Consider the following 14,978-nt stretch of genomic DNA (forward strand, 5'->3'; position numbering starts at 1 on the left):
GAAGATATAGATCCCTTATTCCTCTCACCTTGGCACCTCAACCTTTTTGATAATTTCGTCAATAACATCCTCGGGCTCCACCCCTTCCAATTCCCTGTCCGGGTTCAGAATAATACGATGATTCAGCACCGCTTTGGATACAAACTTAACATCATCTGGAATCACAAAATCTCGGGCACTGATAGCCGCGACTGCTTTAGATGCCCGCATAAGTGCCAGTGAGGCTCTTGGGGAAGCTCCCAGGAAAAGATCACCATTATTGCGCGTATCGTGCACTATCTCTGCTATATAGTCCAGTATCTCATCTTTGATGTGGACTTTTTCAATCAATGCTCCTGCTTCTTTAATATCCTTCTTTTTTAATACAGATTTTACGGCCTTCATAAGCTCAAGAGAAAAGTCGCTCCTAAACCTTCTCAGAATTGTTTTCTCATCGTTAAGACCAGGATAATCAAGCTTTATCTTAAAAAGAAACCTGTCCAACTGCGCCTCAGGAAGCTTATATGTGCCCTCCTGCTCTATGGGATTTTGCGTGGCGATGATCATAAATGGAAAATCCATTTTATAGGTTGTCCCATCTACGGTTATCTGGCGCTCTTCCATCACCTCAAACAAGGCCGATTGCGTTTTAGCAGGTGCCCGATTAATTTCATCAATTAATACAATATTGGCAAAAACAGGGCCTTCATTAAATCTGAATTCCGAATCTTTCATATTAAAAACGGAAGTACCTACCACATCAGAGGGCATCAGGTCCGGAGTGAACTGTACCCTGCTGTATTTTACTGATAGTGTTTGAGCAAAGAGTTTGGCCCCCATGGTTTTTGCCAGACCGGGAACACCCTCAAGCAAAATGTGGCCTTGTGTAAATAAAGATACCAGCATCAGGTCGATCAGCTGGTCCTGTCCAACCAGTATTTTTTTTATTTCCTGCCTTACAGCACTTACATTATTCTTAAACCTGATCAGTTCGTTATCCTCCTGCAGGCCTTCTTCCTGTAAATTTTCTTCCATTTTTATTTACTCTTTTGATAAAATGATTCAATCATATGGTGAAAAGCTATCAGATCATTGGCATCTATTTCCACTTTAAAATCTAACCGCTGATACTCTTTAAAAATCTTCTGCACTTCCTCCAAAGGTACTTGTGACTTCAGGCTGATCCTATTCATCAGGTTATCATCCGGCACATTGGTATGTAAATGATAATTGTGTCGAATATAAGCCAAAAAGAGATTCATCTTATGGTCAGCAATTTTTTTATGATTTTGCTCTTCAAAGTACAAATACCCCATGGTTTCGGCAAATTCAATAGTGGTATTGGTATTAGGCTCCAAAACCGGGATTATTCGCTGCCTTCGCTTGGCATAGAATATCATATAGATTATAATGGTGGCTAATAACAGGTACCATGCCCACTTCAGTGCAGGTTGGGAAAGTATGTATTTTAGCGGGCTGTCCTTACTTTCAGTCTTCTCCAAAGGTGTTTTACTAAACTCATCCCAATAAACATGATCAGCGGCAAAATAAGACATCATCTGTTCTATATACTCAAGAGACTTCTCATTCTTCATGTAGTAATTACTAAACACAAGCGGCGTGGTATGGAAATAGAAGTAGCCCTTACCATACTTGGTTCTAAAAAAATTAGGCTTACCACCATTAAAGGAGGACAACACTTCAATTGCATCCGGACAGCTCAAACTATCAAGATACCCCCAATAATGATTCACGGGCTGCCAATACACAATATATTCGTATGAATACTCATCAGGCTGATCGCTGAATTTCATGTTGATTTTTTCTGCAGGCTCAGAGCTGATCACGCCACATTTGTCAAGGTATATCTCATAGCTGACATCATAGGGAAACAGTACGGATGACATTAAAGCGGCATTACCCGCTGAAACAAAAGAAATAAGACTATCGATATCCTCATACCCATAATAGGGTTCGCTCCCTAAAAAAACATAAAGAGATGACTCTTGTTCATTCGAAAGGTTGCTCGCAATCGGAGACTTCATAACAGTAAAACTGTCTCCATAGTACGATTTCATTAATTCATGATAGATATAGCTGCCATAGGGCTGTTTACTATCAATCCTATAGGTTTCATTCCAGTTGAAAAACTTGTTGGTATTTGCTGTAAAGAAGAAAAATAAAAATACGACGACAAGGAAAACACCTATAATTATAAAGAGCTTTTTCTTATCCATTGGCCTGCTGATTTATGGATTGGTAGTAGCTCCTGAACTTATGACTCATTTCAACCAAATATTTATCACCTAAGTCCTTCTCCCCATACCATATCAACTGATAAATACCTGTTATCTCTTCAAAGTAATTATAAGTATCATGTCCTTTCATTTCATAGAGATAGTCCATATTGGTCTTTTCCTTCCTCCAGTTTATCAGGCCATGAGTAGCAAGTTCCTTAATAATTATCAGGTAATATATTCTTAAGGCAAGCCGGTAATTCTTTTCTTCCACTACCTTTTTTAGCCACTTCATCAGGTCCGATTCCATAAGGTTTTCTTCAATGTCTTCCAGGCTTTGCTGAACACCTCCTGCCTTTTCTTTACTTCGCAACCGAAGGTTATTACCTGCAAGCTTACTTATGATGATGATCAGAATGACGATAAAAACCGTAATAATTATGATCTGTAATGCCTGTCCACCCACCGGAAATATACTTCCACCTTCAGAAGTCCGGGTCGTGCTTTGCTTACCATCACTTTCTTCTCTTTCCTTAGCCTCCTCTTTGTTTGGTGAATAATCGATCCCCTTTGTGATTTCCTCCCAGCGATGGCGATCGAAAGACTCAAAATTATCTGCCTGCCCACTCCCAGAGAGGTACATACTAAAAAACATCACTATTGTAAGTACTACGGTTCGCACCTGATTATCTTTCCTTTTTACCAAACATAGCAATTTGCTCCTTAAGCCAGGTGGCTTCTTTAATTTCCTCAAGCGTATAATACTGGATTGAAAAGCCCAGCAAAAACAGAGGCATTACCAAGGCTATTCCCAACACCATGACGATTCCGTTTATAATCAAGCCGGTATAATAAGCCGTATCCGGTTCAAGAACAAAGTTCGCCTCAATAAACTCTATATAAAAAGCAAAAAACGGAGTATCTGTTAAAATAAAAAAGGTAATCCCTATGAATATTAACAAAACATAAAACCCCAGAACCCTTCCCAAGGCTGCCCCAGACAGTTTACTCAGACGATTCATGGCTCCTATAAACGAGAGCCGCTCCCTGATGTAAATAAATGCACTAAAAAGAGCTACTGGCATAATTAATATCCAAATAAGAAATGAAATGAATCCATTAGCAAAAAATGGTATATTAATTAGCACACTGCCGCATATCCCTGCCATCCAAATCCGTCGCTTACTCACCTCAATATTATGATAACCCGGAAACTGAATTAGTGTAAGATAAACGACCCCGGCAAAAAAAATGGAATTGATAACAAATAGCAGCGGAAATTCCTGGTAATCAATCAAAAAAGAAAGCTTCTTAAAAAACCAGGAGTTTACATGGATTATGTTATTGCTAACTGGCTCCCAAAGAACAACAGCAGCACCTCCTAAATAAACCAATGACAGAAGCAGTGCCGGTTTAAAATAGGGCTTAACTATTCTCTGATAGATCAAAATGGAGTCGCGAAAAATTTCATTCACCTTCCTTACCCTGCCCTCAAGTTGTGGAACTTTCAGGTTTCTGGACTGAAGGTGAGTTTCCTTCAAAGGTTGCAGTGTTCCATTTCTATGTTTGGAATATGGTATCCAGATAAAATAAAAGACCATAAAAAGCAATGATACTAATATTAGGGCAAGCTTTATGAAATCCGGAAGCCCTGTATACCGGGTTACAAATGATTCTATTAATGCAGCAAATACAAGTATAGGAACAATGCCAATGAGCAGTTTGAGGCCGCGCCTGGCGGAAAGCTGAAAAGCCCTCACCCGAGAATGCGTACCTGGAAAAACGAACCCTCTGCCCAACACAATACCGGCTGCACCGGCAATCACAATAGATGAGATCTCCAAAGTTCCATGAAGCCAAATGCTTAAGAAGGATTCCATACCTAAACCTCTTTCAATAAAAAAATATTGAAACGTACCAACCATAATGCCATTATAAACCAAAACAATGACTGCTCCCAATGAGGCCAGAATACCTGTTATAAATGTTAGAAAAGCTACTCTCACATTATTTAGGGTGATCCCCAGAAACATGTCCACCTCGTTGGAACTCTTGTAAACCCCCATAGGATCCCCCTCTTCTATATTTTTGACCGTCATGTCAACATAATTGTCTCCAAGAATGGATCGGGCAAACTCCGGATCATAAACGGAAGATACCACCCCTATGGCAAATGCCAGTAAAAAAACCGCTAATGCTGTCAATAATTCATACCTGCAATGGAAAACTACACTTGGCAGGTCCTCCTTCCAAAAATTGACAAACTTGTTTCTGCTTTCCTTCTTGTTCTTATATATATTGTAAAACAGCTGTTGGGCAAGGTTATTAAGATATACGCGGATAGACCGGTTAGGGTAATTTGTACGTGCGTAAGACAGGTCATCTGTAATTTGTATGAAAAGATCACTAAGTTTGTCCGGGTCTCTTCTATTAAGGCGGAGGAGTTGTTCAAATTTCAGCCATTTTTCCTTATTTTGCTCGATGAACTTTGTCTCCTTCATATAACACAACCGATTTGCTTTAAACTGGCAATATGCAAAAAATTGAAATTAACACCACACAAAATGTTAGTATTGAATTCGAAGCTGCTCTTCTTCGAGACAGAATTCTGGCATTCATTATAGATTTTCTCATTATGGGTGGGGCCTCCCTGGTTCTTTCTATCATTATTTCCATAGCATTTGTAAGCGCTGCGGAATACCTTTACTACCTTTTTATAGTACCCATCATATTTTTTTACAGTCTTGCATTTGAGACACTCAACCATGGACAGTCTCCCGGAAAAAGAGTACTGGATCTTAAAGTGGTAAAACTAAATGGTGCAGAACCCCGCTCAAGCGACTATGTGCTTCGTTGGGCCTTCAGGATGATCGATATTTACTTATCGTTTGGAGTACTTGCTGCAATTTTTATCGGAAGTTCAAATAAAAACCAAAGGCTCGGAGATATGGCCGCTGAAACAACCGTTATAAAAATTAAACCCGCAAAGGCATTGCGTCTCAATGATATCATTAATATCAATTCGATTGACAATTATGAGCCAGTGTTTCCGGAAGTAAAAAAGCTCTCCGAAGACAATATGCTACTTATTAAAAATGTGATAGAAAGGTATAAAGTCTTTCCCAATCAGGCACACCGTGAAGCAGTACATATGCTTGTAGCTAAGGTTAAAGAGGAAATTAACGTAGAGCAGGGAGCCAACAGAGATATCGATTTTCTTCAAACCCTGATTAAAGATTACGTAGTATTAACCCGTTGATAACTAAAGCCTTATTAAACAACAGATAGTCAGGCCCTGGCCCTCAGGCCTCCTTGAGACTTTTTAATATGCTGCTTCAATTCCTTTTGCTTAAGCATAATATCAGCCAAAGACAAATGCAGATCCTTGCTATAAAGTTTGTAGATCAATTGCCACTCTCTCTCGTCCATAAAGCCATCAGCATTAGCTATTATGCTCAACCAGGCTACAAAGCGGACCTGTTCATTAATACAAAGCTGCTTCATACCGTGGATCACCTCCTTATACAGCACTGAATGGTCAGTGTTTCTAAGCGTGTCTATCTCTTTTTGTAAAGAAGCTTCATCAATTTTTTCATATTGAGCCATTTTTTTCCCGGCCAAAAGCTCCTTATCATCAATAATGTGATCTGCATAAACCAGCAGAAAGTACATTTTAATAAGTGTTGATTGTCGTTTCATGATTAATTGACGGATGTTTAATTACTCCGTACCAAAATCAATGCCATGAGAATAATACTTTTTATTCATTAAATTGAGCAATAATATCAAATTCCATAATCTCAATATGGGAATAAAAATCAAAATTGGAACAAACAAGGTCACTGATGGATTACTTCAGTGACCAGCATCAGTGTCAGTTGCCTGTTACTTTTTACCTAATGCCATCAGCTTTTCAATATCATTATTAACAGATAGAGTGAGCAATGTAGTTGCAGTACAGAAAACCGGACTTGTTATGCAATGATGACCATTCCAGCTTCCATCTTCGTTTTGTATGCTGATTAACCGGCCAGATACATTGCTATACCATTCCCTCCATTCTTCATCCTGATTAATTATCAATGATTCGCCGGTTTGCAAATAACTTAAAAACTCTTCGCCTCCATTATTGCCAAACCCCTGGATCACCCGATCATCCTGTGCTGTTTCCTTTGCCGATTCATAAATCTGATAGGCTGTTGAGTATTTTTGCGCTTCATCCTTACTATAACCAATTTTTGAAAGTGCTTCAGTAGTAACAGGCTCATCGCTTTTTAACTTACCTTCCTTAACAGCTTTATCTATCTCTTCCCTTACTTTTCTGGCTTCCCTGGCACTCGCCCTTACTGAACCCGAAACAGAATAAAGTACGACCCCTGCCCCTTTTTCAACATTAACTTCACCTGAAGAAGCGTCGTAATTGCTCTTTTGATATGTTCTTGATTTCTCAAGAATGTCCATATCGATATCAGCGCCTTCATATTCTGCCGCCTCCAGGGCATTATTGGCCAGAGAAGACTGTAGCACTCCCGCCCAACCAGCTTCCCTGAAGCTTCCATCCTGATCCTGTTGCTGCTGGATTTTGTCGGCACAGATGTTCATACATTTTACTACGCGCGCCTTATAGGAATCATTTTCCGCAATCTCACCTACAATGTTCGAAAAAAACTGAAGAGCAAGCACTGCATCAATATTGCCACCTAACTTCGTTTGTATCTGAGTATTGATCTCGCGAGTTATTTTCGGCTCATCAGGAGGCGTGGACTCTACAGCCTCCAGTAAGTAGTCCAGTGCATTCTTTAATTGCACTGAATAATGCCCCTTATACAGGGTATTTCCTGTTCTTAAAAAAGCCATTCCAACCATCGCGGTAGTTGCGGGGTCGGCATTTACCGAATGAGGGTCCAAAGTACTCTGATCATAATGGCTTCCTGCTCCCCAGCCACCATTTATAAGTTGGGCTGCTGCCATCCAGTCCAGTCCCTTTTCAATGGATTGCTGAATGTTGGGTGAGGTATTAAAAATATAACTTTGGCCGGAAAACTCCTCGCCAAACACGGTTCTGAATATACATCCCTTTTTTACATAACAAACGGGAATGTTTCGCGAATCATTCGAATTTTGACCATTTTCACCTGTTGGCCTTATCGTGGGAGCAGTCAGAAATATGGAGCCCATAGCCAGAGCCACACTAAAAGTTTTGAAAGTTATCATATCAGTAAGTTTATTGTTATACCGATATGATGCGGAAAGGCAGACTATTCCATAAAAAGAAACAAAAAAGTGAAAATTCAGTGTTTACCCTTAAACTTTTCCTCCCAATAGTTAGCCTCCTGCTGTATTTCAATTCGTTTCTGAGTTTCTGATGATTGGAGTGTTGAGCTTTTATCCCCCTTGGAAGAGGTGTGATAATAACCACAGTGTGGACACCAATAGGCCGATATGGGACCACCACCGGAAGCAGACCTATATTTAGCCTGAAGGTGTATGAGGGCCTCTTCGGCCTCTCCCTTTGAATGGTAACATACCTTATTACTCACGCACTTCATAGTTCACCAACTTCCGGTAGTGTAAAAATAGTTCCTGGTGTTATACTTTCATCATTAGCTAATTGACTCACGAACTTTGCCGGTATAATCTCTTAAGGCTGTCTTAAAGTCAACGTTATCATCCTTAATTTTATTAATTATATAAATAGCTGCAAATACATGAGTCAACTTTTCGCCTTCATCAGCACCGTTAATTTCAACGGCAGGCTCTTCCTCGTTAATTAAAGCCTCCTCTGCGGCTATCAATTCCTCTATGGTATTGTTTTCAACCAAACGTTTAATTTCAGGTATTTTCATTTGCTATCAGTTTAATTTTCCCAACAATTCCAAAACTGCCTCCTCTTTGCTGGAAGCGACAGTATCAACCAGCTCACCATCCTTAAAAACCGCAAAGAACGGGAGATTGGTTACTCCTGCAATCTTTCTTGCATCAGGATTCTTCTCGGCATCCACATCGATAAATTTTATATCAGCAAACCGCTCGTCGTTAGATAGCCTTTTGAATTTAGGTGCAAAAAGCCTGCAACTGCCACACCACCCCGCAAAATACTTCACCACTGCCTTATCTCCTTTGTTTATTTCTTCCTTGAAATTTTCATCAGTTAATACTTCTACTGCCATGTTCTATATTTTTTATGTTTAAACTAACTTATGGACGTATCAAATTTTCAGAAATCCTGCTTTAAAATTAAGACATCTTTTTAGCTCAGGCTCGACTTTTCAACATCTTTATGAATCCTTTCGCGAAAAAAGATATTTTAACCTAGATTTGCTCTTTTATTTCAATGGATTGTTTCAATTGACTGATAACTATTATCTATGGCTCTCAAAACCTTTGTTAAAGTAAGCACGGTAAACAACCTGTCTGATGCCCGTTATTGCGCAGGAATGGAGGTAGATATCATTGGGTTTAACCTCGAAAAAGAGAGTTCCAATTATATTTCACCTGAAAATTACAAAGAACTTACAGAATGGCTTTCCGGAGTGCTGTATGCTGGTGAGTTTGATAGCTATAACAGTACCGAAATTATTAAAACCATAGAAGACTACAACATTGATTATATACAAGTTGCCGATTACGGACAAATCGACGATCTAAAAAAACTTGATATTCCTTTAATTCTCAAAATTGATATAAGTGCGTCGGGTCAAATTCCTGCTAACCTGGAAATTGATTACCTGTTAATAACTTCTGAAGAAGATGAACTGACAGCAGACCAGATTAAAAAACTGTCAGATGTCTCCAACCATTACAACATTCTTTTGGGAGCCGGTATTACAGAGCAAAATGCAGAAACCGTCGTGAAAGAAACTAATGCATACGGAATTGCACTGCAAGGTGGTGATGAACTCAGACCAGGCTATAAAGATTATGATGAACTGGCAGATATTTTAGAAGCATTGGAGGAAGAAGATTACTAGCACACTCTTCCTCATTATTTCAGGCTATGGCTCCTGGATCACTCTCAGGATCACTTATTTCCTTCTCTTTCCTGTGCTTTTGCCCTTCTTTCTTTGAGATACCTTTGTATCCAGTAAGTACGCTACACCAAGCCTGAAGCCCATATTTCTGCCTTTGGCGGGATCTGTAAAAGTGGCTTCTGTAAACTGAGCCGGTGACTCTTTATACAAGTAAGAGTGACCCAGTTCAAACCTGACATCAAGGATATAAACGCCTCCGCCAGCCGGCTCAAGTACCAATCCGGTGGCAAAGTTAATTCCCAATTGTACTCTGTTGGCATCCTGTACCACAAGTACGCCTTGATCATCATCGCTAGAACTACCAAATTTAACATCATATTCGAGCTCATCAATGTGATTTTCTATCAACTCACCTGACCTCAATGTACCATTGCCTTTCCACCAATAGCTGATATTAGGGCCTAACCCAACAAAATATTTAAAAGCAAGATTATCACCAAACTGCCCTTTAAAGTCCATTCGGTAAACAATGGGGATGTCAAAGTGATGTGCAATAGATCTGTATTCTAATTCAGGATCAGATTTAGAAGCATCGTCTGTCCCCGTTATCAACTTCCCCTTTCTGGAATAAATAAAATCCGTCTGAAGAAAAAACCTTTCTCTCACCCGAAAGGCAACGGTAAAACCTCCGAAATAACCATATAAAGGCTCGATGTCATAATACTCCTTAATCTGACTATCCTCATAACTGACCCATGACATCTGCCCGCCGATGCGCGGGCCTATCAAAATTTGTCCTGAAGAATCAATGCTAAATAATAAAGTTGCCGCTAAACAAAATATTAACGAGCACACAAAACGTCTGTTGGCGGTAAGGATCATTAGTAGATAAAAAAATTATATTTTTGTATTCAATTTTTTAAAGCCAACTTTATGAATTGAATAATTAACGCAAACTTATTAATTTCAGGCCAATTTATGACATTTTTTAGACTTGAAAAGGCTTTTATAAAAAACAATTATCGCAAATAGCGCGTAGCTTAACTCTTAAAGGGGTATTCTAAAGATAATAACTTTGCATTTTTTTATGTTATTTGTATCTACGCGCACTATTGACATATGGAATGGGCAAATTTTTTGGTATAGTATTTTTACTGTTACAGGCCTTTTTGCTGCACGCACAGCAGATTCCGGTTTATAATCATTATTATAATAACCCATATCTGTTTAACCCGGCAGAAGCAGGGTCCAACGGTTACCTGAACTTTACGTTAAACCACCGTCAGCAATGGAGAGGTATCGAAGGTGCACCGGTTGTGTCTACCCTTACCTTTGAGGCTCCTTTTGATTATAAGCAACATGCTTACGGTATGACTATACGTAATTATGAGCGCGGTCTGATCAAAACCAACGACCTTCTGGCTACTTACGCGTATACTGTCTACCTTACAAAGGTTTCAAAGATATCCTTCGGGCTTTCGGCAGGGGTTACCAGTACTGATATCGATTTTAACCAGATTGATGATCCGGATGATCCGATATTGGACGAATTCCTTAGAAACAATATTCAACCCATTGCCAATTTTGGTTTTAAACTTAAAACTAAAAGTGGCTTAAACCTGGGTATAACAATTCCGAAATTATTTAAGCCTGCCATTCTAAACACTCAGGATTTTCAAAATTATGAATTTTCACCTTTTGACGAGGTTCTCTTTTCAACATACTACAAAAAGAAAATAGACAAAAAAATCGTTACTCGAAGAATTAAAGGTATCCGGAGAAGAGTGGCTATAGAAGATTCATATGCACCATTACAAATGTACCTTTTATATCGCTATTCGAAAGTAGCAGACGAACGGATTGAAGTACTTTCCACGTTACACCTGCACGAAGATTTCTGGATCGGTGGAGGATACCGGCTTAATTATGGTGCATTTGGTTTAGTAGGCTTTAATATTTCTTCCTTTTCATTCGCTTATGCCTACGAGCCGGCCAGTAACCTGGTGGAAGGGTATGCTTCAGGAACCCATGAACTTCAGCTGACTATTAACATCGGAGAAAGAAAAAAACTGGAAAGAACTAAACCCATACTAAGAACGATTGAAAAAACTGAAACGCATAGAGCCAGGTATTCTGTAGAAGACATCTCAGAAGGTGGAGGGGAAGATAAAGGAAGCGACAGGCCTAAAAAGTACTACGTAGTGATCAAAACCTTCAAAGATTTTGACTCAGCCGATGCCTTCGTAAGAAGGATGAAGGAAGAAAGGGAGCTTTACACCAACATCTTCTACAATAAAGTTGATAATAAATACCATGTTTATACTTATCAGACCTTCAAACTGAAAGAAGCCAATGAGCAGAAACGTGCCCTGCAGGAGCTTACAAAGTATAAAAGTGTAACTATTATTGCCATTGAGCAATAACCAAAAACGGTTACCTTATGACATGAATCGAGATACATACCTAACTACGACCAACGAATGCTACACCTATATAAAAATGACCATAAACTATCTATATGTCGGCTCAAACCGTTGTTCATATTCCTCTTTTTTATATTCTTAGCTGGTAAATCTTTCAGCCAGATCCCGGTGATTAAAGAAGTGTCTCCCAATAGCGCTTATGCCGGACAGACAATAAGTATAAAAGGGGCAAATTTTAACGCTTCATCTATTGTTTCATTTGGAGGTGCCCTGGGAAATGTAATCTCCCGTACTGATCAGTTGATACAAGTGGAGGTTCCCGCTGCTGCAACATATGATCTTATCTCTGTCACAAACCTGAGCAATAACTTAACCGGGTACAGCCCTTTGCCTTTCCTGTTAAGCTATGGAGGCTCTTCGGGTATTACAGCAGCAGATTTTGAAGCGCAAATCGACTTCAATGCAAAACCAGGCTTATATGATCTTTGTGTATGCGACTTTGACAACGATGGATTGAATGACATTATTGCTTCTAACTCCAAGGATAATAGTATCACTATACTTAAAAACACAAGTACAGTGGGTTCCGTTAGCTTTACTGCCACACACCCTGTCGTAAATGCCCCTACACTTAATATAAAATGCGGCGACTTAGATGGGGACGGCAAGCCGGAAGCAGTATTATCAGAAGGAGGAACAGGTTCAAAAATTTTCATCCTCGACAATAACTCAACTGTAGGTAACATTTCCTTTACCTTAGACTCTAAAACCGTTCCCAGCAATTCCACTAAAAGAATTGAAATCCATGATCTTGACCTTGATGGCAGACCTGAAATTATTGTAGCAGATCAGGCAAATAGCAAAATATCTGTTCTTAAAAACACCTCAAGCGGAAGCACATTAAATTTTGCAGTTCCAGTGGACATTTCTATACCCAATGGTGATGTCAGTGGAGGCATTGTGGTCAATGATTTTAACATTGATCTGAAACCTGATATTATTACAAACAACTTTTTAAAAGATGGTAAAATATTCTTTTCGGAAAACAAAAGTACTATAAACAACCTGCAGTTGAGTACTTTTCATTTTACGGATATTGGTGGTACACTGGCTAATCTTAAAGCTGCAGACTTCAATAATGACAAAAAACCTGAGCTCCTGGCCACCCGCTACCTAAGCAACGATATGGTTATTATGACCAATCAATCTTCAAAAGGTGGTAGTTTAACATTCGGAAGTGCTACATCAATTCCTACAGCCCTGGTACCCTGGGGGCTTGACGTCGGAGACATGGATGGTGACTCCAAAGCTGATATACTTGTGGCAACACTTGGGAGCAGTAAGGCAGTAACTGTTTTAAATAATAACAGTTCCGGCTCGTTGTCTTTCCAAAAGCTGGACCTGGGGGTCACCTATATTAACAGAAATGTAAGATCGGGAGATATTGACGGTGACGGCAAACCAGACATAATCTTTACAAGTGTTGACGATGACAATAATGGCATACCTGCGTCAAAGATCTCTATTATAAGAAATGCTAATTGTGTTAAACCTGTTATTGATCCTCCCGGGCCAATGACAGTCTGTACAGGAAACCCTTTGAGACTCGAAACTCAAGAGGTAAACGGAGCCACATACACATGGTTTAGAGATGGCTCTCCCCTACCGGATACTGACCCGTTCATTGATGTTACTATCTCAGGGTCTTACACGGTGTTACTGGACGAGGCCGGCTCATGTTCCGAAACCTCCGATCCTGTTTCTGTAACTGTACAAGCACCTGGCACAGTGGGCTCACCCACAATAAATGACCCGGGCCCTATATGTATTGGAGGTACATTAAGCCTTAGTGCCACTGCTATTGCTGGCTTAACCTACAACTGGGAAGGTCCGGAAGGTTTTACAGACACTGGTAATCCTGTCACCCTCCCAGACTTTAAATTTATCAATACCGGTATATACTATCTGAATGTTTACTCAGGAACATGTCTTCTGGAGACCAAGCAAATCACGATCGATGCCGTGGAGGCTCCTGATTTTTTTATTGGAGGAGCCACTGGATCAAACTATTGTGAAGGTGACAATGTAACTCTTACTATTTCACCTACCTCTGGAAGTTACACTTATCAATGGTTTAAAGATAACAACCCCATCAGTGGTGCAACATCTGCATCTTACTCAGCTACTACTTCCGGCGCTTATAAAGCAACCGTTAAATACGATGTATCTTGTCCGCCCGTAGGGACTGACCCTGTTAATATAGCCTTTTTTACTGCTCCTCAGGCTCAATTTGATGGTCCAACCACCGCGTGTGCAAGTCAGAATGTAACTTTCACTAATCAGTCAACCGTAGCTTCAGGGACAACAGCTCAGTATAAATGGGAGTTTGGAGACGGCACCTCTTCATTATCCAAAACACCTCCCCCACATGTATATCAGGAAGGGTCATACACTGTCATCCTAACAGTTAGTTATATTGGGCTTAGTTGTGAAGATACAACTGTTAAGTCCATTACTGTAAAATCTGGGCTAAGCCCCGAGATAAGTACAACCACAGATGTACTTTGTGCCGGTGAGAGTGCTGAGCTAAGCTTATCTCAAAGTTTTGACAGCTATGCCTGGAGTACAGGAGAAACTACCCCGACAATTTCTGTTGATCAGTCCGGTACTTATTCTGTTACTGTATCAGATGCTACCGGTTGTGAGGGTAGCGCAAATATCACCCTTAACGCTTTTCCCGACCCTGAAGTGAGAATAACAGCAGACCGGCTAAGCGTAGCCCCTGGAGAAACCGTACAACTGGAAGCCTCCGGCCTTCAAAACTATAGCTGGAGTCCGGCAGAGCCTTTGGATGACGCAACTATTCCGAATCCAACCGCTACAATTAAGGAAACAACCGAATTTATAGTAAGTGGTCAGGATGGCAATGGCTGTACGGGAGAGTCATCTATCACCATTTTTAGTCAGACTGATCTTATTGGAAACCTGCTTAAACCCAAAAACTTTTTCTCTCCAAACACCAGCGATAACATCAATTCGGTATGGTTGATAGAAAAAATTGAGCAATTTCCTCAATGTGGGGTTACCATTGTCGACCAAACGGGAAATATACTATTGGAGGAGAAGCCTTACCTGAACAATTGGGACGGAACAGTTCAGGGACAGGAGCTTCCCAGCGGAGTTTATTATTATGTGATTAAATGTGATGATGATGAAATTGTTAAATCAGGTAGCATAACCTTACTTCGGTAGAATATGCAATAAAAATAAAAATAACCTAATGATCTCAAAATCAGCACTTTTTATAGAAAACCATGTATAACTCTATAAATTTTCTTACAGGTAGAGTTACCTTTTTTGAAACAGAG

14 protein-coding genes are annotated in these 14,978 nt (G+C 39.9%); 4 read left to right on the forward strand and 10 right to left on the reverse strand.

Annotated features, from left to right (window positions below; all coding sequences use genetic code 11):
- Window positions 1-24: 24 nt before the first annotated feature.
- From LVD17_RS23665 to LVD17_RS23680, 4 genes are read right to left on the reverse strand one after another with little or no spacing between them, the layout of a single operon-like run.
- Window positions 25-1,014, reverse strand: coding sequence for an AAA family ATPase (locus tag LVD17_RS23665; protein ID WP_233761991.1), 990 nt, complete (start codon window positions 1,012-1,014; stop codon window positions 25-27).
- A gap of 2 nt (window positions 1,015-1,016) precedes the next feature.
- Complete coding sequence (locus LVD17_RS23670; protein WP_233761993.1) at window positions 1,017-2,216, reverse strand: DUF4350 family protein; 1,200 nt, start codon at window positions 2,214-2,216, stop codon at window positions 1,017-1,019.
- Entirely contained in the window at window positions 2,209-2,922 is a 714-nt protein-coding gene (locus LVD17_RS23675; RefSeq protein ID WP_233761995.1) for a hypothetical protein, read from the reverse strand. Before LVD17_RS23675 ends, LVD17_RS23670 begins: the two co-directional genes overlap by 8 nt.
- Window positions 2,903-4,717, reverse strand: a complete 1,815-nt coding sequence (locus LVD17_RS23680) for a stage II sporulation protein M (protein ID WP_233761997.1) — start codon at window positions 4,715-4,717, stop codon at window positions 2,903-2,905. The genes LVD17_RS23675 and LVD17_RS23680 overlap by 20 nt, the downstream gene beginning before the upstream one ends.
- Window positions 4,718-4,749: 32 nt before the next feature.
- On the opposite strand from LVD17_RS23680, the gene LVD17_RS23685 reads away from it, so the two are divergent.
- On the forward strand, window positions 4,750-5,475 hold the full coding sequence (locus LVD17_RS23685; protein ID WP_233761999.1) for an RDD family protein: 726 nt from the start codon (window positions 4,750-4,752) through the stop codon (window positions 5,473-5,475).
- 29 nt (window positions 5,476-5,504) lie between these two features.
- Here the strand turns inward: LVD17_RS23685 and LVD17_RS23690 are convergent, their stop codons facing one another.
- The 5 genes from LVD17_RS23690 to LVD17_RS23710 all read right to left on the reverse strand — a co-directional run bounded on the left by LVD17_RS23690 (window position 5,505) and on the right by LVD17_RS23710 (window position 8,386).
- Window positions 5,505-5,915 (reverse strand): hypothetical protein, encoded by a 411-nt coding sequence (locus LVD17_RS23690; RefSeq protein WP_233762001.1) that lies wholly within the window; start codon window positions 5,913-5,915, stop codon window positions 5,505-5,507.
- 186 nt (window positions 5,916-6,101) lie between these two features.
- Window positions 6,102-7,430: a prenyltransferase/squalene oxidase repeat-containing protein gene (locus LVD17_RS23695; protein WP_233762003.1), complete on the reverse strand. Its 1,329-nt coding sequence runs from the start codon at window positions 7,428-7,430 to the stop codon at window positions 6,102-6,104.
- A 77-nt stretch (window positions 7,431-7,507) separates the two neighbouring features.
- Window positions 7,508-7,756, reverse strand: coding sequence for a hypothetical protein (locus LVD17_RS23700; RefSeq protein ID WP_233762005.1), 249 nt, complete (start codon window positions 7,754-7,756; stop codon window positions 7,508-7,510).
- 63 nt (window positions 7,757-7,819) lie between these two features.
- The gene (locus LVD17_RS23705; protein ID WP_233762007.1) at window positions 7,820-8,062 is read right to left on the reverse strand and encodes a DUF6952 family protein; all 243 of its coding nucleotides are present in this window, start codon (window positions 8,060-8,062) and stop codon (window positions 7,820-7,822) included.
- Between the two features lie 6 nt (window positions 8,063-8,068).
- Window positions 8,069-8,386: a thioredoxin family protein gene (locus LVD17_RS23710; RefSeq protein WP_233762009.1), complete on the reverse strand. Its 318-nt coding sequence runs from the start codon at window positions 8,384-8,386 to the stop codon at window positions 8,069-8,071.
- Between the two features lie 198 nt (window positions 8,387-8,584).
- Between LVD17_RS23710 and trpF the strand changes: the two genes are divergently transcribed.
- Complete coding sequence (gene trpF / locus LVD17_RS23715) at window positions 8,585-9,187, forward strand: phosphoribosylanthranilate isomerase (RefSeq protein ID WP_233762011.1); 603 nt, start codon at window positions 8,585-8,587, stop codon at window positions 9,185-9,187.
- A 54-nt stretch (window positions 9,188-9,241) separates the two neighbouring features.
- Here trpF and LVD17_RS23720 read toward each other — a convergent pair whose 3' ends face one another.
- A complete protein-coding gene (locus tag LVD17_RS23720) occupies window positions 9,242-9,976 on the reverse strand; it encodes an outer membrane beta-barrel protein (RefSeq protein WP_233762013.1) in 735 nt (244 codons plus the stop codon).
- Window positions 9,977-10,311: 335 nt separating this feature from the next.
- Between LVD17_RS23720 and LVD17_RS23725 the strand changes: the two genes are divergently transcribed.
- Both LVD17_RS23725 and LVD17_RS23730 read left to right on the forward strand, forming a co-directional pair.
- Window positions 10,312-11,610, forward strand: coding sequence for a PorP/SprF family type IX secretion system membrane protein (locus tag LVD17_RS23725; protein WP_233762015.1), 1,299 nt, complete (start codon window positions 10,312-10,314; stop codon window positions 11,608-11,610).
- Window positions 11,611-11,667: 57 nt separating this feature from the next.
- Window positions 11,668-14,862 carry an FG-GAP-like repeat-containing protein gene (locus LVD17_RS23730; protein WP_305039576.1) on the forward strand — a complete coding sequence of 1,065 codons (3,195 nt, stop codon included), beginning with the start codon at window positions 11,668-11,670 and terminating at the stop codon, window positions 14,860-14,862.
- Window positions 14,863-14,978 lie beyond the last annotated feature (116 nt).

This window comes from Fulvivirga ulvae, from assembly GCF_021389975.1.
In the GTDB taxonomy this organism is placed as follows: domain Bacteria; phylum Bacteroidota; class Bacteroidia; order Cytophagales; family Cyclobacteriaceae; genus Fulvivirga; species Fulvivirga ulvae.